Source organism: Vibrio japonicus, from assembly GCF_024582835.1.
Classification (GTDB): domain Bacteria; phylum Pseudomonadota; class Gammaproteobacteria; order Enterobacterales; family Vibrionaceae; genus Vibrio; species Vibrio japonicus.
The window spans coordinates 1,223,415-1,247,398 of the sequence record NZ_CP102096.1 but is presented as its reverse complement, the minus strand read 5'-3'; the positions used below and the strand labels follow the sequence as shown (position 1 = coordinate 1,247,398).

Here is a 23,984-nt window from a genome sequence, read left to right as displayed (position 1 = left end):
GACAACAAAACCGAAGGAAAAATCGCTTCTTTAGAGTTCTGACTTCGGTATTTCCGATGTTAATTAGGTTAATCCTATCTAATTTCCTTACTAAATTATAGGCAACCCGGATAAGTTACCTTACAGATATACAAAAACAGCCACTTTTGCTCAAAGTAGCTGCTCTTAAAGTACATTATTCGCGCGAACTAGGTTAATAACCTGTTAACTGCATAAAGCCTGTCGCATTGTGAGTTCCCCAAGCTTTTATTGGGCCTTCCCAATACGGAATGACAAATGGTAGAAAAAGATCAGAATTGATTGCTTGTGCAGTCAAACTTATTTTGTGCTTGGGAATTTGGATTAACCACTGTGTAGGGATCTCTTTTCCACCTATTCGATGATTAGGCTGTAAAGGTTTAAGTATCAGCTCCTGAGAGGTAATAGGAACAACTTTACCATCGTTAGTAGACAGCGTACCAAACACATAAGGCAGTTGTTTATCTTGGCGGTAACGACTCACTGACAAGGTTGCTTCATCATTCAGTCTTAAGACGAACCAATCCCAACCTTTCTGCCCCTCAGCCATTAGACCGCTTCCCCACTCTTTACTCAGCCAAGCATTCCCTTCTACCCGAACCGATTTGTCGTTTCCGAGCTTCAACGTCCCTTTCACACGAACAAATGGGGCGGTAAGATTGTATGAGGCAACAGGAAGTAAATCATGCTTCTTCTGGTAACCATACTCCCCGGGCAAAACATAGGGGCCAATCGCTGAAGAAATCAGGTCTATATCAAAGTTGTCTGTCGACGCTACCAACTGCCCTGGGAATGGCGTCGCACCCAGCGATCGCCAGTACCAGTTATCAATCCACACACGAAACGGCTTGTTCACCAGACCTGCTTGACCGATACCGCCACGCGCTATACGTTGCTCTTTCCAGACATCGTGTTTGTTCGAAACCACAACATGAGATACATAGATTTGGGGATTCAACCAGCCAGAGCCCGCGTTGTCACTTTCTGCGATGCGGAAATAACTCCACTGCACCCCATATTCTTCGCCATTGTCGTCCACGACATTTGCAAAAAAATGCCACCATTCGTGCTGAAAATGATCATGAAATGAAAAGTCTTGTGGCAATTTTACAGCAACATCAGGCAGCACAGGTTCGAACACTTCATCGGCGTGTGACGTCAGCATCGAGCTCACTTCGTTTATATCCGCCGTTGCAATAGTAGGCGTCTTCTCATCACGTTGAATCACATACACCAGTGCAGCAATAATACACACCACTGTCAGGAACGAAATCCCAACTATTCTCTTATTCAACTTACGCATTTACAACGAATCTCGTAGTGATTTCATTGGCGTATTTCTCACCATCCTATAGACAGGTATTGCACCTGCTAGCATGAGTGAAATCATCGCCAAAGTGATGGTTTGTAAATATTCAAAAGGAATGAGCTGCAGTTCCAACGTCCACCCGAATGACTGCTTAATAATGATATCAACGACCAACGTAGCTAAAACAAGCCCTAGCGGAATAGCAATAAGAATCGATATGGCTCCAAAAACAAACAGTTGCAAACTACCCATCAAAATAAGCTCTTTGCCCGACATACCTACGCAGCGAAGTAACGATATATGTTTTTGCCGAGAAATTTCCCCCGCGATAGTGGCAAAGAAAATACCAAATACTGCAATAACTAAAGTAATGTTTCCAAGCGTATCGGCAATCGAAAACGTCCTATCAAACACTCTTAGCGCTTGTTGATGAATATGATTGTTATCAAAGATACGCTCTGAATCGATACGGAATACGGATTCAAGTCGACGTTTCAAACCTATTGGGTTAACGCCTTCATTAATCACCGCGCCCAGTGCGACATTTCCGCTTCCAGCATAGGCATACAACCAATTGCGGTGCGAGAGCATAATCTGGTTATACGGGTTTCCGTAATCGTAATAAACACCCACAACCTGCCAGCCACTTCCTAGTGCTGGTACAGATATATCATCCCCCGGGCGAATCCCAAGCTTTAGTGCCATTGATTCACTCACCATCACCCCCTTAGAGTGATGCATGTGATACCAATAATTAGGCACGCCCAATTTAACGGTTAGGGAATCCAGTTCACGTTCAGACTCTCCGGTACTTACAACCTGCAATGCACCACTGGCTGTGCTCACCTCTTTTTCCCAACGCCAAAGCACCACTTCCACCTCTGGTTGTTCAGTCAGCCAAGCGTTGACTCTTCCTGCCGCACTATTATTGGGATAAATATACAGATCCGCAGCAAGCCTTTGACTCAACCACTTGTCGGTTGTGTCTCTGAAACTGCCGACCATTGTTTCAATGCCAATGTTCGCCGCCATTGCCAGCATAAAGCCCATGGTTGCGACACCACGGTAGCTCATGCTTGCTGCCGCATCTGCGAAGAACCAGCGCACTTTCACCCAGCGAAGGGAGTAAGATAAACCATTGAAGACTTTCCAAATCAAAAATGGCGTAAACAGCGCTACACCCAGCAACATGAGTGCAATAATGGCAAAACCAGATTCTTGTGTTTTCGGTGCTTGGTAAATAGCTGTCCCTGCAACGGCAAGCGCACAGGCAATCAAAGCCTGCATAGCAAACTCTGTGCCTGCAAAACGAACTAAAGAAAGACGAGTGGATAAGCGTATTGGCTGCGCACGCAGTAACCGAACTAAAGGCCACGCACAGGCGATAACCGCACCAAGTAAAGCCAACACTAAGCTGTAAATGCTTGCGCTCAAGCTCCAATGCACTTCAAGCCCGACGTTCGCATCGTACAAATCGCTTAAGCTGGCAGATACCGCAGGCATCAACTGATTGGCAAGGAACAAGCCAAATACGTTTCCACATACCCAGCTAAGCGAAACAAGAATTAACAGCTCTAGCATAAGAGCTTGCATTAATTGCCAGCCAGATACGCCCATTTGCCTCAAAATGCCCACAATCAGTTGACGTTGTACCAAAGACAAAGACATGGCTTGGTAGAAAATAAATAGACCAACAAGAAACGCGAGCATCCCCATCGCATTCAAGTTGATGTGAAAGGCTTGTGTAAGAGACTCCAGCTCTTGGCGCGAACTGCGGCTGAGTTCCATCCCCGCAGGCAAAATGGATTTCAGTTTATCCAGCTTCTCTTTTGGCATATTGCCACAAGCGATATAAGCCAGCCCTGAGCTTCGCTCAAGCATACGCAGCAACGCAAAATCAGCAACAATACGTGTACCATTTAGCCTCTGGTCTTTATCAATGGCGATAGGTCCAAGCTCACTGCCGTTATCTAGACGCAAATAATCCCCGTCTTGCCATTTCATATGGTTGGCGAGATCCATACTGACTAATATTGGAAATGGTGGCTGCATCAACTTCAGAGATGGCTCGTTGTGTAAAGCGACGTTGGGTTGAAAATTCAACATGGCAACGGGGTCGATACCCACAAGGGTGAGATCGGAGCCGTTTGCGGTATGAATGGTTAAGTTTTCGAACGGCGCACAATGTTGGAAGCCATCTCGGCGCAACTGAACGTAAAAGCCCTGTGGAATTTTGCTCGTCGCGTGTTTTGGTCGGATACGGTATGGGAGAGGATTAGAAAATAGCTTTTCACCATTCTCATAACTTTTAAGGGCATGATCATTGATAGAGCTGACGCCAACAAGTAATGAGACGCCAAGAGTCAAGCCAAGCCACACTAAGACAATTTGAAAAGGGTAACGCTTGTAATGACCGAGTAGCGCTTTAACTACGGGCCATAACATGTAGCTGCCCTCCTTGGAGACGAATCTTGCGTTCCATGTGCTCTGCAACACGCTGGCTGTGTGTGACTAATAACAGTGTGCAGTCTAGTTGTCTGGAAAGCGTCGTTAACAATCTCATCACTGCTTCCGCATTTCGCTCATCCAAACTTCCGGTCGGTTCATCTGCAAGCAGAATCTTTGGTTCCATGTAAAGAGCACGAGCAATTGCCGCACGTTGTTGCTGACCACCAGACACTTCTTCAGGGTAACGGCCCAACAGCGGCATCAAATCCAATGCAGACAAAATTTGTCGCCACAATCCCTGATCTTCAGGCAAGCCTTTTAACTGACGACAAAATCGGATGTTATCGGCAATATTGAGAGTTGGGAGTAAATTGAATTGCTGAAAAACCAAACCAATGTTGTTGCGACGATACGCGGTACGTTTGCTTTGAGGTACTTGGCTCATTGCGAAGTTAGGAAAGCCGACTTCTCCGGAATCTACAGTATCTAGCCCTGCTATCAAATTAAGCAAAGTACTCTTACCCGAGCCACTTTCTCCCATGAGAGCGACTTGCTCACCTTGCTTTAACGTCAACTCAGCACCTTGTAAAACTGGGTGGAACTCTCCGCCATCTAAGTAGCCTTTACAAAGGTCTTTCAGTTGAAGCATCAATACTCTCGCAAACGTAAAAATTCGGACTGTGAATCTACACCAAATCGCTCGCAGTAGAAAGTATTTTGGATACTAGATCACAAGATATGCATCAAAATGCTTTAACTTGCCGTTTTACGTCTAATTTTCGATCAAATTTCTAATCCATTTACGTGTATTCATACGATACAAAGAGCCTGCCCACTTAATGGCCTCTTCGGTCAAAAATAGCAAATAAATCCATTCCGGTTTCCACCCGAGTACAATAGCGGCAAACGCAGCCAGAGGAATACCAATCATCCACTGTGCAATGAGGTCTTGATAAAGGCAGAACTTTACATCTCCACCAGCTCGCAGAACCCCAACGATCGTCATCATTGGCACCGAACGGAGAATAATTGCGGCGCACAACACCAGCATGAATTTCTCAGCCAACACCCGAGTCTCGTCAGTTAAGGCACTGAACGCGTCCAGCACAAGCCCTTGTGTGATATAGAGAACGACAGAAACCACGATCCCAACCACTAAACTGAGTACGGTGACACCAATCGCCTGAAAATAGACTGCTTCATAGTTTTTTGCGCCAATCTGGTTTCCGACCAGTACGGCAGCAGCATTTGACATCCCAATCAGCAAGGCCAAGGAAATCGACTCCACAGGCGTCATGACCGAAAGCGCAGCCAAACCTTGTACACCAGACTGTCCCATAATGGCGTGATAAGCAAACAAACCTCCCGCCCAAGCCAAGAAATTGAACGTGGTCGGCAGAGACAACTTTAAAAAACGGACGATACGTTGCCACTCAATGACTGCGCGAAGATCTTGTAAGTGGAACGCCAGCAAGTGCTGTTTCAAATACAAATAGCCGAACAAGGTAAAGACTTCGATTGCTCCACTCAATACAGTCGCAAGCGCAGCGCCTTTAATCCCTAATGCTGGAAAACCAAAGTGACCGAAAATAAGGACCCAGTTGAGAAAGATATTCGACACAATACCAATCCCACTAAAAAATGTGCTGATGCCGGGTTTATGCATGGCTCGTAAACCCACGGACATACTCGCGACGCAGGCGACGGCAAACATAGTCACTGAGGTGATGACCAAATATTCCGCGCCAAGCTGAATGACCGTTTCTGACGATGTGGCGAGAGACATAATTTGAGTTGGGAACAAGATAAACAGCAACGCAGTAATCGCCGCAAAAATCATCGCGACTAGCCAAGTCAATGCGGTACTTTCACGCACGCCTTGCTTATTCGCCGCTCCCCAATACTGCGCGGTTAAAAGCGCACCACCCGTTGTTACGCCAACCAGCATGATCGTGGTGACAAATGTCGCCCTTGCCGCCACGCCCACTGCTGCGATTTCAGCTTCACCCAATTGCCCAAGCATAAGAACATCGACCAGGCTTCGGCTAGAAAACATGATACTTTGCAGAGTGATGGGCATCGCGATTGCCATCAAACGGCGAAAAAAATCACCTCTGGTGTGATATAAGATTTGAGAAACCATAGCGAACGACATACCTCACGCAACAACGGTCCGATAAAAGAACAATACGAATGAACATTATACGTTCAGTTTCATATTGAAACTACATAATAAACAGGATAACCAAATGAAAAGAGTGCTGGTTTTGGGGGCTTCTGGCTACGTAGGTTCTCAGCTACTGTTCCAACTTTGCGAAAAAGGCTACCAAGTTACCGCTGCAGCACGACAGATTGATTATCTTAATGCTCGAGTGATGCCTCATCCGAATCTCAAAATCACTTATTTAGACCTTGGGGATGAACAAGCAACATCAGACCTTATACCACATTTTGATCTGATTTATTTCCTTGTTCACGGCATGGCGCACGGGCATGACTTTCTCGACTATGAGATATCACTGGCAGAGAACTTTAGTAATGCACTCAAAGGAAGCTCGGTCAAACATGTCATTTTTCTTAGTGCGCTCCAACCACAAACCGGAAACTCTGAACACTTGATGGCCCGTAAAATGACAGGGGAAATTCTACAACGCTCAGGTGTACCTGTGACGGAACTCAGAGCCGGCGTCATCATAGGTGCAGGGTCTGCCGCATTCGAGATCATGCGCGATTTCGTCTACAACATGCCAATTTTAATCGCGCCCAAATGGGTAGATTCAAAAGCCAACCCCATCGCGCTGGAGAACTTGAACCATTACCTTCTAGCCTTAGCAAGCGAAACGCCGACAGAAAACACGCTCTATGAAGTCGGTGGGCCAGATACCCTAAGCTATCGTGAGCAATTCAAAGTGATCAGTAAGGTGACGAAAAAGCCCATTACTTTATGGTCCACGCCCCTACTTACCCCTAAACTCGCTTCCTATTGGCTTGGCGTTGTTACGTCTGTTCCATCCAGTATCGGCGCAGCTTTACTCTCTGGACTCGAACACGATTACATCGCGAACTCAGCGGCAATAAGGAAAAAATATCCCCAACCACTCATCTCGTTTGAGGAAATGGTGTCTGCCAGTATCGCTGCGGAAGGGACGTTCGTCAGAAGTGAAGTCTGGGGGTTCGACCCCGCTGCTTTAAAACGTTGGCAACCAGGATATGGCTATTATCCCAAACAAACCGGTGCGCGCATTTTGACCGACTGCACGGCTGAACAGCTTTGGCAAATCGTTAAGAAGATCGGTAGCCCACAGGAGGGGTATTTCTTTGCCAATATTCTTTGGCGAACGAGAGAGTGGCTCGATATATTTTTTGGCGGAGGTAAGCCAATACGCCGTTCACCTGCGGGGCCGGAACTTAAAGTGGGCGACAATATTGACTCTTGGAAAGTGATTCGATGTGAGGACCACCGTTTTATCTCACTGCTGTTTGGAATGAAAGGCCCTGGACTTGGCCGATTAGAGTTTACTATCGATGATCTTGGTGAAAAACGAAGGCTAAACGTGACAGCATGGTGGCATCCACAAGGGCTACGCGGCCTACTCTATTGGTTTGCGATGATGCCTGCACACCTATTCATTTTCAAAGGCATGGTTAAATCGATCGTGAGAAAAGCAAAAGAGCTTCCGTAGTGGAAGCTCTTAAAGATTGTTAGATCTGGAAGCTAAGCGGAATTTCCGCCAAGTGTTGACCTCGGTTGCACGGATAAACAAGGTATTCACCGTGATACTTCACGTTCGATTTGTAATCGGTCACCTTGTGTACCATAAAGCCAGCCGCTGACGCTTTTTCGATGAATTGAGCATGATGCCCGCGTACAAACCAACTCATAGGTTTGACCAACTCTTCGCCGTCAAAACAGCTTTCACACTGATTTGCACAAAGCGCGAGTGAGTTTTGACCTTCTGTAAAAATCTGCACCTTCCCGCAATCAACGAGTTCTTCTGATGTCGAGACTTCCCAGCCTTCTAGTTCCATTAAATCAAGAAACGCTTCGACATCGCTATCTTTGATCACACGGTCTTCTTTGTCGGCAGGGAAAAACTCGCCATAGAACTTGCTAATACGCTCAAACGTAAACATTAGCCCTGCATCATTCCCTTTTGAACGTCCTGCTTTTTGCCAGCGAGTCAAATCCTCACCGACACAGCGAGGAAATCGCTGAGATTTTAAAGCTCGTGTTACCCAACGAACCAAGTAGTGATTATTCGCGACTGGCGCATTTACTTGCTTACCAGATTTGTGTTCTGCTGCGAGTTCTTCTAAAGCAGCATTAACGAGCTTTTGTATTTCTATTGTGTATTCAGACATTACGCCTTTCTTCCAAACTTCCAGTAAAATGCGGCAGACAACACGGAACATGCCGACATCACCGTAATCATTGGCCAAGTTGCACCACCCGGTAGCATGGCAACCACAGCACCAATTATAGAACCTATGCCGAAACGTAACGTCCCCGCTAATGATGACGCTGTGCCCGCCATCGTTGGGTAGCCACTAAGTAGCAATCCCATCGAGTTGCTTCCTATTGTTGACAAGGTTCCGATAAACATAACCACGAAAGGTACCGTTCCCCACAGGCCAAGGTCAAGAAGCCAAGTAACAAACAACCCCAGACCGGCGATCAATTGTACAGTTAGACCAAATCTTAACATCGCATGCGATCCGACTTTTTTCACCAATCGGCCATTGATACTCGTCATGATGATCATAGCGACAATGTTTAGGCCAAACAGATACCCAAATTGGTCAGGTCTCACGCCATAAATATCAATATAGACAAACGAACCCGCGGTTAAAAAAGCGAACATGCCCGAGAACGAGAACGCACCCGACAGAATTAATCCCATTGCAACGGGGTTTGCGCACAATCGGACGTAATTACGTATCGTCGTGCGAAATCTAAGCGGCTGCTTTTTATCTGCGGTCAAGGTTTCTGGGATTTTCCAAAGAACCAACAAAATAACCACAATAGAAAAAACGGCAAGAATCCAGAAAATAGCTCGCCAACCAAACCAGACGGCAACATGACCGCCAATCATGGGCGCAACAAGCGGTGCAATGGTAATAACGAGCGTCACAAAAGACATTGCGCGTGCGAAGTCTTCGCGGTCAAACATATCTCTTACGACCGCTTGGATGATGACCGCAGCCGCAGCGCCCGCAAAACCTTGTGCGGTACGAACCCAAGTCAGGGCTTCTATCCCCGTTGTCGTTGCACTGACAATTGAAGCAATGCCAAAAAACAGAACGCCCAGAATAAGCACTGGTCGACGACCAAAGCTGTCTGCCAATGGTCCATGTATTAATTGCCCGATCGCAAAACCAGCGGTGTACGCTGTTAAGGTAATTTGCACAGCGCCTTCAGCAACGCCCAAATCACGGGCAATAGTCGGCATTGCTGGCAAATACATATCGATGGCTAAAGGTGTTAACGCACCAATTGCACCCAAAACGAGAAAAAGAAGAAAATTGATTTGCGGGGCTTTCGCTTGCTCCATTGCAGAACTAGACATAGGTCTCCTACTCGGTTGCGTTAGACTTGCAGCTTCCTTGCTGCAACCAAACAGAAACAGAAAGACACGGTTCCACGTGCCTTGAATTGACCTATATTCCGTCAATTGACAAAAAAAGACTAGTTCCTATTTGGAAATAAAGTATTTCCTGAGGCTCGTATTATTTCCAAACAGAGTCAATTTCTTCCTGAGTCAAATAGCGGTATTCACCCGGTTCAAGCGCTTCATCGAGTAGGATATGACCAATACGCTCACGGTGTAGGTGTTCTACTTTGTTACCCAAAGCAGCAAACATACGTTTTACTTGATGATACTTACCTTCTGTAATCGTCAGCAGCACTTCTTTTTCGTCTGCATCAACAATTTCGAGTGTCGCTGGTAACGTTGCTTGTTTCTCATTGCGAAGTTCAATCCCCTGAGCAAATTTCTCGATGTAATCCGCTCCAATCGGGTCCGCTAACCACACTCGGTACGTTTTCTCGCATTTATGCTTTGGAGAAGTAATACGATGTGACCATTTGCCATCATCGGTGATCAACACAAGGCCTGTGGTATCAACGTCTAGTCGACCTGCAAAATGAAGATCTTCCATTTTCACTTCATCAAGCAAAACAAACGCCGTATGGTTAAATCCATCTTCATGCGAGCACACAAATCCATCCGGTTTGAAAAGCATGATATAACGAGGCCCAGGCTTTTGGATTTCTCTCCCCTGCCATTCAACAACGCACTCGTCACTAACTTTACATGAACCACTTTTCTGAACTGCATCGTTGACGGTCACTTCACCACTTTTAAGGATTTTTGTAGCTTCTTTACGTGTCGCACCCAGTGCATCACACAAATATTTATCTAAACGCATGAATACCTCATCTTTGTTAGGTGAGGTATTATAGTGCGACTGGATCAAATAGTTGAGCTATTTCACACATTTTATGTACACACTTCGCCCCTATCAGGCCGACTCTGTAAAAGCCGTCATCCACTATTTTCGCAAGCACAGTTCGCCAGCCGTTTTAGTACTCCCCACTGGAGCAGGAAAAAGCTTAGTTATCGCCGAACTCGCTCGCCTTGCAAAAGGACGAGTACTAGTACTGGCACACGTCAAAGAATTGGTCGAACAAAACCACGCCAAATACGAAGGGTATGGTTTAAAAGGCGCTATTTACTCGGCAGGGCTTGGAAGAAAAGAGACCGACCAACAAGTGGTGTTTGCCTCTGTGCAGTCGGTCGTGCGTAATCTCGATGAGTTCAAAAACCAATTTTCGCTCTTGGTTATCGATGAGTGTCACCGAGTACCTGACAATAAGAATACCAGTTATCAGAAAGTCATCAGCCATCTCAGAGAGCTTAATCCCGGAATTAAAGTGCTCGGGCTAACGGCGACACCGTATCGACTTGGTATGGGCTGGATTTATCAATATCACACTCGTGGTTTGGTTCGTACGGAAGAGCCACGTTTTTTCAGAGATTGTATTTTTGAGCTCCCTATCCGGTATCTGTTGGATGAAAATTTCCTGACGCCTGCTCGAATGATGGATGCACCCGTACTGAGCTACGATTTTTCGCAACTCAATCCAGCCTCTACCGGACGCTATAAAGAAGCGGAACTCGACATGGTCATCGATAAGGCGAAACGAGCAACGCCTCAGATCGTAGAGCAAATTATTCATCTTTCTAGAGAAAAACTGGGCATCATGATCTTTGCTGCGACCGTTCGTCACGCTCAAGAAATCTTTTCCCTCTTACCTGAAGGTCAAACCGCATTGGTGATTGGTGATACGCCGACCGTCGAACGCGATCAAATCATTCAGAACTTTAAAGAGCGTAAGATTAAATTCTTAGTCAATGTGTCTGTACTGACGACAGGATTCGACGCCCCTCATGTCGATCTGATTGCCATTTTGCGACCGACAGAATCCATCAGCCTTTATCAGCAAATCGTAGGTCGTGGACTGCGCCTATCTCCAGGCAAAGAAGAATGCTTAGTTCTTGATTACGCTGGCAACAGCTACGATCTTTATCAGCCAGAAGTCGGCGATCCCAAACCAGATTCCGATTCGGAAATCATCACCATTCCCTGCCCTGCATGCGGTTTTAATAATAACTTCTGGGGCAAACTCGACAGCAATGGCTTCTTAATTGAACACTTTGGTCGTAAGTGCCAAGGTTTTTTTGAAGATGAAGAAACCAACGAGCGTGAACACTGCGATTATCGTTTCCGAGCAAAATATTGCAGCGATTGTGGCGCTGACAACGACATCGCTGCGCGCATTTGTCACGAATGTGATGCTACGCTCGTCGATCCAGACAAAAAGCTTAAAGAAGCACTGAATCTAAAAGATGCTCTTGTGTTTGAATGTCGGGATATGGACCTTTCTGTTCATAAAGATGAGAAGGGGAAAAGCAGCCTTAAAGTCACTTACGTTGGTGATAATCAGGCTCAAGTCCATGAGTTTTGGCCATTGAGTACCAAAAATCAAAAACAGAGATTCAAAGATCATTTTGTCCGTCCTCACTTAGCAGACAAACACCGCCCTTTCGAAGAGGCGTCTCCGAGTAAAGTGGTCAACAATCAACATCGATTTCGTCTCCCTCAATTTGTGATTGCGAGAAAAGTCGGAAGATTTTGGAAGATGCGCGACAAAATCTTTCAAGATGAACTAACAAATGGCTAGTTGGTTATTCACCTAATGTTCAGTTTCCACTCATTAAGATTGCGATATATCCATTCACTAGGAGACAGTAATGTTCAAACCAATCCCAGCTGTTTGTTTGGCTATTGCAATGACGCCTATCCATTTTGCCGTTGCTCATAATCACACCGCGCAAGATGACCATGCTCTCGTTCAGGATGTCTATAAACCCGGTACCGATATTGAGTTCGATGAAGATCAAGATGAAGTTTTTGCTGCATTGCAGCGGGGCTATGTGCGCCCTTTTTCCGAAATGTACGCAGCCGTTGAACGCGATTTACATGGGCGAATTATTGAAGTGGAATTAGAACAAGATGATGGTATCTGGGTTTATGAGCTCAAGCTAAACCATAATAACAATATCATTGAAGTGGAATATAACGCTCAGACCTTTGAAATGTTAAAAGTTAAAGGTCGAGACGTCGCAAACACGCTCAAAAGGCTAGAAGACTAATTATATGAAAATACTCGTTGTTGAAGATGACCCACGCTTGGGAGAACAAATTGTAGACGCTTTTGAACAAACGGGCTGGGTGCCGGAGCTGTCACAGGATGGAATCGATGCACTTTACCGCGCAACCTCTGAAGAGTGGGATGCGATCGTTTTGGATCTCGGCTTACCGAAATTAGATGGTTTAACGGTACTCAAAAGCATCCGTGATGAGAACGTCAATACGCCTGTTATCATCTTGAGCGCACGAGACACACTCACTCAACGCGTCGAAGGTTTAAACGCAGGCGCGGACGACTATCAAACCAAGCCTTTTGAAATGGTCGAGCTGATCGCACGCATTCGGGCGCAACTTCGCAGAGCGTCGGGGAATGCTTCTCCTATTATTCAAATTGGTCATCTTAGCTTAGACACCAGAACGTCCAAAGTGATGTGGAAAGAACAACCAATAACCCTGACAGCCCTTGAATACAAAGTTATCGCCTATTTCATGCATAACCCAGACAAAGTTATTTCCCGTAGCGAACTGGTCGAACACATTTACAAACAGGACTTTGACCGAGATTCAAATACCATTGAGGTTTTTATTGGCCGCATTCGCAAGAAAATTGCACCTAAGGTCATCAAAACGGTGAGAGGACTAGGGTATCAGCTAAATGCGAAATAGTAAGTTACAAGCGTTGAAACACCTCAGTTTGCGAAGTCGTCTGGTTTTCGCTTCCATTGTTTGGTTAACGGCCATGATCCTCGCAGCGGGCGTCACCGTACCTAAGCAGGTATTCAATTACATGGTCGAGGATACCACCGACCAACTTTCACTGTATTTGGACAAATTATCTGCATCGATCAATGTTGATGAAGATGGTCAGCTCACCTTGTCTAACGCATTAGCAGACCCAAGATTTAGCCAACCTTATAGTGGTCTTTACTGGTCAGCACAAACCGATACTGACTTGCTGCGGTCTCGCTCACTCTGGGATAAAAGGATCACATACACCAAACTTGACAAAGCACCCTTCGGCCCTAAGTCTGAACGCCTGATCCTTCTTGAGAGTACACTCTACTTCCCAGACTATGACGGCCCAATTACCGTGCGTGTCGGTATTGATGAGCAACCAATAAAAAACACGGTTGCCAGTTTAATGGGCCAACTCTGGATCATACTCGCCCTACTCTATTTTGGCATTCTATTCATCATCATCATTCAAGTCCTTTGGTCTTTAAACCCACTGACAAAAATGCGCAAAGAGCTCTCTCAAGTCAGAGCAGGCAATAAGAACAGCCTAGAAAATGATTATCCGAGTGAAGTATCACCCATGGTATCGGACCTAAACGCACTTCTTTTCCATTATCAAGAGTTGTTAGAACGAGCACGTAATCATTCAGGGAACCTATCTCATGCACTTAAGACGCCGCTTTCTGTTATCCGAAACGAAATTTCGGCGTTAGAAGATGAAGATATAAAAAAACGTTTTGAAGGGCCCATCAGCCAGATACAAAGCCAGATCGATTATCACCTTGGCCGGACTCGAATGGCAGGTTCCAAACACATATTGGCGGTAAAAACGAAGCCTTCAGAACGAATCGACGCCATATCGTTGGCCTTTGATAAAGTGTATGCATCACGCGGCGTGACTCTGATTAATGAACTCGACTCTGACATCGAAATTGCTGTTGAGAAGACCGACTTTGATGAAATGGTCGGTAACTTACTGGAAAACGCATACAAATGGTCAAACAGTCTTATTCGGGTCTATTCCCAACATGGTCAAGATGACAATATTCGGATTGTCATAGAAGATGATGGCCCCGGCATTCCCGATGATAAACTCGCTCAAGTTACGCGTAGAGGCTTTCGACTGGATGAAACCACACCAGGCAGCGGGCTGGGGCTAAACATCGTGAATGAAGTGGCGCACAGCTACCGAGGGGATTTAACCCTTTCTCGTGGTTCATTAGGAGGCTTAAAAGCCATCCTCTCTATTAAAAAGGCCCTTGTATAAACGTAAATAGAAACTCGACGTTTTTACTTCATGAAACCGTAAAAAGAGTGAAACGAAACCTAGATTAGAATTCGCTATGCTAGATTCGCTAACTATTTGAATAGATTTAATCAAAAGATAGTCAGTTGGCGCTATTTTCTATTGCTAGTAACCTGAGAGAGTGTTAGTATCCGCGCTCGTTTTATGAGTTACTACCAATTACTTGTAAAACGTGAAATACATTCGGGCAAGGTCGCATTGCCGAATGTGACATTAATTTATTCATATTTGAGAGTAATACTATGAAATTTGAAGCAGTAGTACGTACTGAACTAGGTAAAGGTGCGAGCCGCCGCCTACGTCACGCTGGTAAATTCCCTGCTATCGTTTACGGTGGTTCTGAAGCTCCAGTATCAATCGTTCTTAACCACGATGACATCGTTAACCAAATGGACAAGCCTGAGTTTTACGAAGGTATCGTTCTAGTGATCGATGGCGCTGAAGTAAAAGTTAAGCCACAAGACGTTCAACGTCACGCTTACAAGCCAAAAGTTGAGCACATGGACTTCATCCGCATCTAATTCCCTACCAAGGAATTAATCGGATTTAATCCAAACCTTTTGCATATAAAGAATATCGGCTTTACCAACCGAGACTTCTAAAAAATTCGAAACCCCAGAGACTTACCACCTCTGGGGTTTCACCTTTCTAAAGCCTCAAAATTCCATTCTGAACACACCACCAATATAGCGCTAATTCAGCGACCGCCATGCTTTAAGCTGTCAGCCCTACTTCAAAAACTCCGAAGCCAATACAACCGCTTTCCGATGCAGATCCGCCACTAATGACGATAAATCCAATTAAGTAAAGGTATTTTTTCACTTTATTCAAAAAGTTAGCCATGCGCTCAAAATGGAGACAAATTTTGCAAAAATGCCACAATTTCACCAACCTATGACATACCGTGGACTTGCTTAACAAAACGCAGTCATGCATTCTTTATACGCAACTATGCCCTCTTTGCCATGCAATAAGCAGTCGAATATTTTATTAACATCAGATGTTTAGGATTCACTATGCTAAATAGGCTTACCATCAAACACAAACTGTCCTTTCCTATCGTTTTACTGGCAGTCATCATTGCAATTATGACGGTCATCAACGTCCTTCAAGCGAACCGACAAGAGTCCCTGAACGAGCAACTCAATACCGAAGTTCAACCAGTTATGGATAGCTTAGCCGATGGCTACCGCGACCTATACCAAGTGGTCACTGCCGCACAAGGGCTGATGCTAGCGAAAAGCCAAGCTGAGATAGAGTACAACATCGAAGAGTTTAAAGATAACGCATACAAAGCGACACCTCGTCTAAGCAAAGCTAGCGTATTGGTCGACGCGGGTTATCTTCCTCAAAGCAAACAAAGTGATATTGATAAAGTTGCTGCTGCGACAACAGCATGGGTGAAGCTCTATGAACCAATGTTTGAAAATCCGGCACAAGCAGTTAGTTATTACGAGCAAAACCACACTAAATTAGACGCACAGTTTAAGACGATTCGTGAGCAACTTGTCACCATCACGGAACATGTCGAAGAGCTTCAACTTTCACTGCGAAAAGAATCAGCGGCATCCATCCAATACAGCAAAATCGTTCTTGAAGTCGGTGCTTTTATTGCGGTTTTACTTGTTGGCTTTTCATTCTGGATCTCACACCGCTTGGTACTCACACCCATTAACCGAATTAACAAGGCAATGAATGATATTGCAACAGGTGATGGTGACCTATCGAAACGAATTTCGGTACAAAGTAATGATGAACTGGGTCAACTCGCCAATGCATTTAACCAGTTTGTTGAACGTATCCACGCCACTGTAGGGCAAGTGATCGTGTCATCGAACGCGGTACGCGCTGAAATGGAAAACATTAAATCACTGACACAATCTGTTGCGGAGTTCTCTGGCCAACAGCAGCAAGAAAGTGAAATGGTTGCCACAGCAGTCAACGAAATGCAGGCAACCAGTCAAACTGTGGCGTCTAATGCTGAGGAAGCAGCCCTGGCAAGTACTAAGGCAAACGACGAAGCATCGAACACCGATCGCACTCTCAATAGCACTGTCTCCTCTATTGAAACGTTGGCAGGTGAAATTGATAACGCAAGCCAAGTCATCCACAATTTGGATGCTGACGTGAGCAACATCGCCTCTATTTTGGATGTTATTCGTGGCATTGCCGACCAAACGAACCTACTGGCATTGAATGCAGCGATTGAAGCAGCTCGAGCAGGCGAGCAAGGCCGAGGCTTTGCAGTGGTTGCAGACGAAGTTCGCTCGTTGGCTAGTCGTACCCAGGACAGCACTGGTGAAATTCAATTAATGATTCAAAAGCTGCAAGAAGGCGCGCGCCAGGCGGTATCCGTTATGGAAGCGAGTAAAGAAAGTGGTCAGCAGACGATTGTAAGTGCAGGCAGTGCGTCTGAATCGCTTAAAGAGATCATGACCTCTATCGCGCTAATGAATGAGATGAATACGCACATCGCAACCGCAGCAAGCGAGCAAAACAGTGTCAGTGAAGAAGTAAACAATAATGTGGTTCGCATTCTAGACAATAGCAACCACATGGTTGAGATGGTCAACAGCGCTGAAAATGCCTGTATCTCGCTTTCTGAACAGTGTGAGAACCTAGATAAACTGGTAGCGCAGTTTAAGGTATAAACGCTTATACAAAGCTGAAAGCCCCTTATATTTAACCCCATCTAATAATCCCCATTACAACAATAACCAAGGCGCAGTATATGCGCCTTGGTTGCGATGCTACTTTCTACATAATTTTGAACGTAAATAACTCCAGATAGTTCAACGCTTACTCGCATATCTCACTACCCTACAAATCACCCTATCAACACTAATCCGCAGGTTGCTAAAAACATCCGGCAGAATACCTTACTTACCCCCAAACACTAAAAAACCATATAAAGTAGTAACGCAGTCTTTATAACTAGGCATACCGTTCATTTGAAACTGTTATCACTTTTTGTTTATGCGTAAAATATGCACATAGACAAAAAGGAAGACCCAATGAAAAACAGATGGTTAGGAATGGCTTGTACGCTTCCTTTGTTAATGGCGTGCAATAGCGAAAGTTCAACAATCGAGGTTTCAAGTGAGACCGTCTCTCAAAAGCAAATTGATACAATCGTATCAAACATCAATAACCTTTACCCTGAAGCAACTCGAGAACAAAAACAGAATGCGGCTGAAGTGGTGGTGCGAGCTATCGAAGAGCTTGTCTTTGTTGAAGGCGGCAGCTTTGATATGGGAGACTTTGGTGCCCCCTGCGAAGCCCCAAGTGGTACGCTAAATCGCATGGATTGGTCTCCAGATGTGCAGTGCTTGAGTTCGCCATCTAGTGGTGAAACGGGTGCTTATCACCTACATAAAGTAACGTTAGATTCTTACTCTATTGCTAAATTTGAAACACGATTTATTGATATGGAGTGGATGCGCCAAATTACTGGCCTACCTGTTGGCCGTGATTTGTCTAAAAATGGGCCACATATTGAGAGAGGCTCAGAACGCTATGAAGTATTAATAACTAAGCGCAAAAACAATGCAGCGGCAACCAAGACCTGGCAAAACGCCAAAGATTACTGTCAATGGGTAAGTGATGTTAGTGCATTGCCATTTGACTTACCAACGGAAGCACAATGGGAATATGCGGCAAGGAGCCGCGGGAAAAAGGTATATTTCGCGACTAATAATGGCTATCGTCAAATGTACAACTCTCATTATTTCGTTCCAGAGACTAGTCGTTACGTGGACTACAAAGAGGATGAAGTCAATAGTTCAACAGATATCGAAGATGTTGACTCCTATCCTCCAAACCCGTTAGGAGTGGCTGGCATGTCCAATCAGGTGAGCGAGTGGGTAAATGACTGGTACTCGCCGACATATTACCAGAACTCACCGGAACATAATCCGCAAGGTCCAGAATCTGGCACGGAAAAAGTGCTTCGCGATGCCGGAGGAATGACTATGGTATTTTCACGAATCCATAGTCTTCCTGTCAAAGAGAGATATTTTCCTTCGGTGAGCTTTCGCTGTGCTCTTCAACAAACCATGCCAGCTAGGTAATGGCGTAAAGTCGGGGGGAATAGGCTATAACAGCCTATTCCCTTTCTTGGTAAGTTTATCTATACGGCAAATAGTCATCATCACGAGCAGTTATTTGGGCTTTCTTGCGTGTGAGTGCGTCACCACTAAGTGGCGTGTAAGGCTTACCAGTCGCACCACTCTTACCTTTTTCTGCTAGCTGAGTGACCCACAAGTTAAAGTCATGCTGCTGCGTGTTGTCCAATATAGCGTTAATGCGAGCAAGGTTATCAAACATCACTTTATCACCCAGAACAGCCTGACCCGCCGGGTTCATGCATTGCAAAATTTCTTCAAATTTATGCCAACTGTAAGCGCTCTCGCTAAGCAATTTATATATCGCACTTTCTTGCTGCTCATTAAAACTCAGCAAAAACTCTTCAACTAAGATATCGAGCATAATACCAACTGCTTCTGGTAACATTTGCTCAAATGGTACGCCTGATAACGTCGATTCATCGAGAATACGTGTAGCCAACGCATTTGCTTTTCTCTGACGGTCCATAATATCTTCAAAGTCTTGCTTCCAAGTTTCCACCTGAGTTTCACCTGCCAACAACACTTTTTCAAATGTCTGAGAAGGATCAACAACCAAATCTCTAGCAAAAGAAACTAACGTTGAGTTAAGCAAATGCTTATATGCTTCTTCGCTTATATTATTCAAGTAACGGTAATCGACGTATTGCAATGCCTTCAAAAGGATAAGCGTGAGCTCCCACAACTGCTCACCATCTATGAGTACACCGAAACCGCCGCCGCCGCCAACACCCCAAATAAGTTGACCTGAACACATCAAATAGAACTTACCGTCAGTTAGCGAGAGTTGAAAATCTGCCCCAAACCCTGCACCCGCTCCGATATTCGCGGCTACGCTAATCTGTGCAAGCGCATTGAATGAGACAGGTTTCTCGCCTTCTGGCGCTTGCCACTCAATACCACCAAGCACTTGACCGCTGACGTTCCCACCGGCAAACCCTTGCGCTTTGAAGCCGACTTGTCCCTTCGGTGACTTAGCTAAGTTAATGCGAGGGGTGAACAGCACACCCACACTTTCCCCGTTTTCATTCTGCTTAGCACTTTTGCCCGCTTTCCCTTCACCTTCTACGGCGGCGCCAATAAAGCACCCAATCGAGACCGTGCCATTGAGTCGAAAGCAACCAAATGAGTAGGTGGCATTTTCTCCATTGGCATCGCGGTAATTTAATTGAGCAGCAAAACCTTTTTCATGCGGTAAATACAGTTTGGCCTCTGCTTTCGCTTCCGCAAGCGACACGCTAGCATCCGTACCGATGCCTAAATCTATCCTGCCTTTTGCTGGCTCAAAATCACTCACTGCGGTGGCTTGAGCCCCCCATCGAAAAAGCTGCGCCTCTGCACTGACAGCAAAAATCGTCTTGCCTTCATATTGTAATATATCTTGAGTCGCTTTCCATTCTACCCATTTGTTACCTTCCGCCTTCCACTGTGCTAACTTTGACGTAATTTTAAGTGTGTTCTGACTTTCTTTGATGTCTTCAGCGACAGCTTTACCAAAGCCTTTATAATCCTTTTGTTCGAGAGCTTTCATCGCCTTCGTATGAGTATAAGAACGTTGCCAGCGTTTTTCTTCTCGCTCAAGAAAGCGCGAGCGTATATAAACATAACGACCGTGACTCACTGAATACACTTCCGCTACATGCCGTTTTATTTTACGTGTATGGAGCGCTGTTCCATCAGCATTTGCCTTAATCCCGACCTTAGTAACTGATTCCGGTTTTTTCTTTTCTGCCTCTGCTTCTAAATTGAGGTAATAATCAATTTCTTTCTGAATGCTCTCTAGGACGTGTTTTCTTAATGTCTCTGTCGAGCCTTCAGAGAAAAAAGTGTTGTGGTATTTTTCTACAAACGCTTTACGCTGTTCCAGCGCGCGCTTAGTCGCTCTTGCGCGTTTTAAGTTGAAGTTAGTTGGTTGCTGATTTGCCTTTATTTTCGCAACTCTTTGGCTAGCAGGATTATTCTGAACCTCTTCCGTTGCGAACATTTCGGCATAGTTTGCATCAGCAAGCCAGGCCTCTTTTTTACGCGCGTGTTCTTCCATCGCTTCATGGGTTGCATTACTCCCTTTTGGCGCAGACTCAAGTATTTCCTTGTAATTGTTAAGTAATAGGTCTGTCTTTTGACTCTCTTTCTCAAGCTCCTTTGCCGCTTTCTCATCCAATAACCAATATTCAAGCGGCCCATCGCCAGTTAAGAAAATAACATCATGAACATCAATGGATTGGCAGAGAGGTGGCGCAAATAAGGGGCTTGTTTCAGCCAGTTCTCGTAAATCTGAAACAGGTTCTACGGGATGTTTAGGCTTTACTTCTTCAAGAGGTGTGTTGTCAGGGAGCGTTAACGTTTCACCTACACGGATAAAGTCTGGATTTTCTTGATATTGCGGATTCAACTCAAGCAACGTGGGGAAATCCACTTGTTGTTCAATGGCTACTTGCCACAGGGTATCGCCGGGCTTGATAGTGTAAGTTTGACTCATTAGGCGTTCGCTCCTTGCCAGTAGTCAGAAAGTAAGTTCATGGTTTGTATTTGCTGTTCAGTTAAATCCCAAATCTGTGGAATTGTTTGGCTTTGCTCTGGCTTTTGCCATGAAGCACTTAGCCATTCACGGTCAAACCATTGGATACGAGTCAGTAATGGAAAGAACTGCTGCCTTTGATACGTATTCATTGAACCAATAAGCATGACAAGTTTGCGAGGCTCATAAAACCGCATCATCGCTTGCGCCTGACCATATTGAACAACAAGGCGATTTCGTAAAGACGTGGCAAGGCTTTCTATATCTATCGAACTTACTGCAACAATAAGGCAACCAGAAGGCGTTGCCTCTAAGTGGCTTTGTACAGTTTCTAGCTTCTGCTTGTCAGGGATTTCCACGACGACAGGGCCATTTCCTACGGCTGCGAATCGAGTTTTGGCAAAGAGTGGAACGGCTTCACTGTCCGATAACGACTCCTCCCATTCAGGCCATAACGTAGGTTCAAGCAGCACGTATAGCTTTTTATCAGCCGATGGGAAAAATGGTGGTGTCAGTTGGATGTCCCATTCAGGGTTTAGCTGTGCAATTGGCATGTTCTTCCACTCCCACAATCACAAATCTCTTGCAATAAACTGCCTTCTTCAACCAATCCGGCATAAGAAGTAGGTGACATCACAGGCATCGGTTTCATTGCTAATGACGGTTTCTTCGGGCGTCTAGTTGATACTCTGCTGCTGCCCTTTACAGCACTGCTAGGATTGATATCGACCTTACCGCCGATCGCCGTGACATTACTTGCGCCATCAATCGCAATGGAAGTGCCGTGTAAGTGGATGTTTCCACTGCTTTTGAGCACCAAACTCGACGCACCAACCTGAACTTTGATTTCTTCAGCAGACACTACAGCCGTTTCGCCATCAGAGCGGAGAGAGATATTTCCATTGACCTCGACACTGAGTTGATTACCGATTCTTTGTGTGTCATCTACGCCCACATCAATGGAGCGTGAGGCCAATACGACAGTACTTTGATCTTGGCCGACGTCCGTTATGTCATTTTTGCCAATAAGCGTGCGTCGGTTTTCGTCGATATAGAGGTCTCGATTGCTGGCTATCTTTTTAGACTCATTTGCGTTGTAGACCACCTGAACATCCTTCTCGACTTTCTCCATAAAGATTTGTTTGGTCATGGACGTTTTATGGCCATCAATCCCTTCTTTACGGTCTCCTAGGATGTTGTTTTCTTGGTTATTACCGACCTTTAGTTCTTCATCATTGCCGATGTCACGGTAGCGGTTATTTAGAATTTTGGTTTTCATGTCTTTTTGAGCACGGAAATACACCTCTTCTTGGTCATTTTCGTCCTCAAAGGACATTTCGTTATACCCCTCTGCTTTATGGCTTTGGGTTCTAAACACGGTGCGAGTTTTGTTTTCTGGCAGTGGGTATGGCGGCGTATGTAAACCGTTGTACACCGCGCCTGTCACCATTGGACGGTCTGGGTCGCCTTCAAGGAAGGTCACAATCACTTCATGACCGATACGAGGTAAATACACAGCCCCCCAGTTTGGCGCGGCCATAGATTGACTGACACGCAGCCAACATGAACTATGTTCATCGCTTTGCGCATAGCGGTCCCAATGGAACTGCACTTTAATACGTCCATACTCATCCGTGTATATTTCTTCCCCCGCAGGACCGACTACAACGGCCGTTTGAGGACCGTCCACAACTGGAGAAGCCATCTTGGGTGCGCGGAACGTCACATCACGGGGTAAACAGGAGAAATGGTTGTGATAGGTTGTCGGTTCCTCACTCGCTTCCTCTTCGTGAACGCGAGGGTTGAAACCAGTGTGTATCACCGACAGCATCAGATAGTCCCGATTGATTGCCGAACGTGGATGTTGGCTGATGTCGAAGCTGTAACCCGTCGTCAAACGCATGATATCGCTTGCTGCTTCAATCTGGTGGCTATCTACGGCATGTTCTGACATCCACTCACTAGTACGCTGTAGACCTAATTCTGGTGTGGCATATCGGCCCGGATAGTCATAACGTTGTAAGTCGAAGTTTGGTCCTTCCTCTGCATACTTACCCTGCGGAATTTTCGGTGTGAGGTAGTTGTAATCACCATAACTGACTAGTCCTGTTCGAGTCCGATGTATTTGCTCAAGGTCGGAGATGTGTTCTCGGTCAGAAACACCGCCACCTTGAGTATGATAAATCACAGGGCCTAAATACGAGGCATTTAGAGGAGAACTGATAAGCTCAGGTATTGCATCATTGCTGTCTACAATAACCATCGTATGCGTACTTTCGCTGTGCTCAAAATAGTACCAAAGCCCGTGCTCTGCCATCAATCGCTGTACAAAATGCTGGTCATTCTCTCGGTATTGCAACACGTACTCTTTCGCTTCGTACTGTGCCGACAACTCGAAGCGATAGTCACGAATTCCCGCATCGTCAAAAACATCGCGAATAATCTCCGGAGCCGTTTGCTTTTGGAAGATGCGACAATCTTGACGCTGAGTCAAAAACCAAAGTTGTGGAACCAGTGTAATGTGGTAACGAGAGAAACGACGCCCAGAACCCAGATAGCGCAGCTCAGAGATGCTACCATTGAACTGACGCGCCACCGCCATGCCCTGACCAAATAAACACAGCACACCTGCTTTTCTGCTCAGTGCTTCAAACGTAATAGCGTCATCTTCTGACAACACCGTCAGGTTCATTTCAAAGGGGGAAGATACAGCTTCCGTGACCCGAAAGCTTTCGACTTTAAACGCTCCGGAGAACCCTGAGACATCAAAAGTAAAATTTATATCATTAACCATACCATTCGGCTCTTAAG

Annotated in this window: 18 protein-coding genes; 8 read left to right on the top strand and 10 right to left on the bottom strand. The window is 45.5% G+C overall.

Annotated elements, in window-relative coordinates:
• Positions 1-193: 193 nt before the first annotated feature.
• The 4 genes from NP165_RS05935 to NP165_RS05920 form a co-directional block, all read right to left on the bottom strand.
• Complete coding sequence (locus NP165_RS05935) at positions 194-1,321, bottom strand: lipocalin-like domain-containing protein (RefSeq protein ID WP_257085397.1); 1,128 nt, start codon at positions 1,319-1,321, stop codon at positions 194-196.
• On the bottom strand, positions 1,322-3,772 hold the full coding sequence (locus tag NP165_RS05930; RefSeq protein WP_257085396.1) for an FtsX-like permease family protein: 2,451 nt from the start codon (positions 3,770-3,772) through the stop codon (positions 1,322-1,324).
• Positions 3,753-4,424 carry an ABC transporter ATP-binding protein gene (locus NP165_RS05925; RefSeq protein WP_257085395.1) on the bottom strand — a complete coding sequence of 224 codons (672 nt, stop codon included), beginning with the start codon at positions 4,422-4,424 and terminating at the stop codon, positions 3,753-3,755. The genes NP165_RS05930 and NP165_RS05925 overlap by 20 nt, the downstream gene beginning before the upstream one ends.
• Positions 4,425-4,547: 123 nt before the next feature.
• The gene (locus tag NP165_RS05920; RefSeq protein ID WP_257085394.1) at positions 4,548-5,918 is read right to left on the bottom strand and encodes an MATE family efflux transporter; all 1,371 of its coding nucleotides are present in this window, start codon (positions 5,916-5,918) and stop codon (positions 4,548-4,550) included.
• A 106-nt stretch (positions 5,919-6,024) separates the two neighbouring features.
• Between NP165_RS05920 and NP165_RS05915 the strand changes: the two genes are divergently transcribed.
• Positions 6,025-7,458, top strand: coding sequence for a DUF2867 domain-containing protein (locus NP165_RS05915; protein ID WP_257085393.1), 1,434 nt, complete (start codon positions 6,025-6,027; stop codon positions 7,456-7,458).
• 19 nt (positions 7,459-7,477) lie between these two features.
• Here NP165_RS05915 and NP165_RS05910 read toward each other — a convergent pair whose 3' ends face one another.
• The 3 genes from NP165_RS05910 to rsuA all read right to left on the bottom strand — a co-directional run bounded on the left by NP165_RS05910 (position 7,478) and on the right by rsuA (position 10,204).
• Complete coding sequence (locus NP165_RS05910) at positions 7,478-8,137, bottom strand: DUF2913 family protein (protein ID WP_257085392.1); 660 nt, start codon at positions 8,135-8,137, stop codon at positions 7,478-7,480.
• Positions 8,137-9,342, bottom strand: coding sequence for a Bcr/CflA family multidrug efflux MFS transporter (locus tag NP165_RS05905; RefSeq protein WP_257085391.1), 1,206 nt, complete (start codon positions 9,340-9,342; stop codon positions 8,137-8,139). The genes NP165_RS05910 and NP165_RS05905 overlap by 1 nt, the downstream gene beginning before the upstream one ends.
• Positions 9,343-9,502: 160 nt before the next feature.
• The gene (gene rsuA / locus NP165_RS05900; RefSeq protein WP_257085390.1) at positions 9,503-10,204 is read right to left on the bottom strand and encodes a 16S rRNA pseudouridine(516) synthase RsuA; all 702 of its coding nucleotides are present in this window, start codon (positions 10,202-10,204) and stop codon (positions 9,503-9,505) included.
• A gap of 73 nt (positions 10,205-10,277) precedes the next feature.
• Here rsuA and radD point away from each other — a divergent pair, with 73 nt between their 5' ends.
• The 7 genes from radD (at position 10,278) to NP165_RS05865 (ending at position 18,601) form a co-directional block, all read left to right on the top strand.
• Positions 10,278-12,020 carry a DNA repair helicase RadD gene (radD, locus tag NP165_RS05895; RefSeq protein WP_257085549.1) on the top strand — a complete coding sequence of 581 codons (1,743 nt, stop codon included), beginning with the start codon at positions 10,278-10,280 and terminating at the stop codon, positions 12,018-12,020.
• 70 nt (positions 12,021-12,090) lie between these two features.
• Positions 12,091-12,492, top strand: coding sequence for a PepSY domain-containing protein (locus NP165_RS05890; RefSeq protein ID WP_371133696.1), 402 nt, complete (start codon positions 12,091-12,093; stop codon positions 12,490-12,492).
• A 4-nt stretch (positions 12,493-12,496) separates the two neighbouring features.
• Positions 12,497-13,156 (top strand): response regulator transcription factor, encoded by a 660-nt coding sequence (locus NP165_RS05885; RefSeq protein ID WP_257085389.1) that lies wholly within the window; start codon positions 12,497-12,499, stop codon positions 13,154-13,156.
• On the top strand, positions 13,146-14,492 hold the full coding sequence (locus NP165_RS05880; RefSeq protein WP_257085388.1) for an ATP-binding protein: 1,347 nt from the start codon (positions 13,146-13,148) through the stop codon (positions 14,490-14,492). The genes NP165_RS05885 and NP165_RS05880 overlap by 11 nt, the downstream gene beginning before the upstream one ends.
• 281 nt (positions 14,493-14,773) lie before the next feature.
• Positions 14,774-15,052, top strand: coding sequence for a 50S ribosomal protein L25 (gene rplY / locus NP165_RS05875; protein ID WP_257085387.1), 279 nt, complete (start codon positions 14,774-14,776; stop codon positions 15,050-15,052).
• Between the two features lie 495 nt (positions 15,053-15,547).
• The gene (locus NP165_RS05870; RefSeq protein ID WP_257085386.1) at positions 15,548-17,182 is read left to right on the top strand and encodes a methyl-accepting chemotaxis protein; all 1,635 of its coding nucleotides are present in this window, start codon (positions 15,548-15,550) and stop codon (positions 17,180-17,182) included.
• Positions 17,183-17,545: 363 nt separating this feature from the next.
• A complete protein-coding gene (locus tag NP165_RS05865) occupies positions 17,546-18,601 on the top strand; it encodes a formylglycine-generating enzyme family protein (protein WP_257085384.1) in 1,056 nt (351 codons plus the stop codon).
• A 55-nt stretch (positions 18,602-18,656) separates the two neighbouring features.
• Here NP165_RS05865 and NP165_RS05860 read toward each other — a convergent pair whose 3' ends face one another.
• Genes NP165_RS05860 through NP165_RS05850 form a run of 3 tightly spaced genes read right to left on the bottom strand, consistent with a single transcriptional unit; the run spans position 18,657 to position 23,967 of the window.
• Positions 18,657-21,134 carry a LysM peptidoglycan-binding domain-containing protein gene (locus tag NP165_RS05860; RefSeq protein WP_257085383.1) on the bottom strand — a complete coding sequence of 826 codons (2,478 nt, stop codon included), beginning with the start codon at positions 21,132-21,134 and terminating at the stop codon, positions 18,657-18,659.
• Positions 21,134-21,727, bottom strand: coding sequence for a DUF4123 domain-containing protein (locus tag NP165_RS05855; RefSeq protein WP_257085382.1), 594 nt, complete (start codon positions 21,725-21,727; stop codon positions 21,134-21,136). Before NP165_RS05855 ends, NP165_RS05860 begins: the two co-directional genes overlap by 1 nt.
• Entirely contained in the window at positions 21,709-23,967 is a 2,259-nt protein-coding gene (locus NP165_RS05850; RefSeq protein WP_257085381.1) for a type VI secretion system Vgr family protein, read from the bottom strand. The genes NP165_RS05855 and NP165_RS05850 overlap by 19 nt, the downstream gene beginning before the upstream one ends.
• Positions 23,968-23,984: the final 17 nt, after the last annotated feature.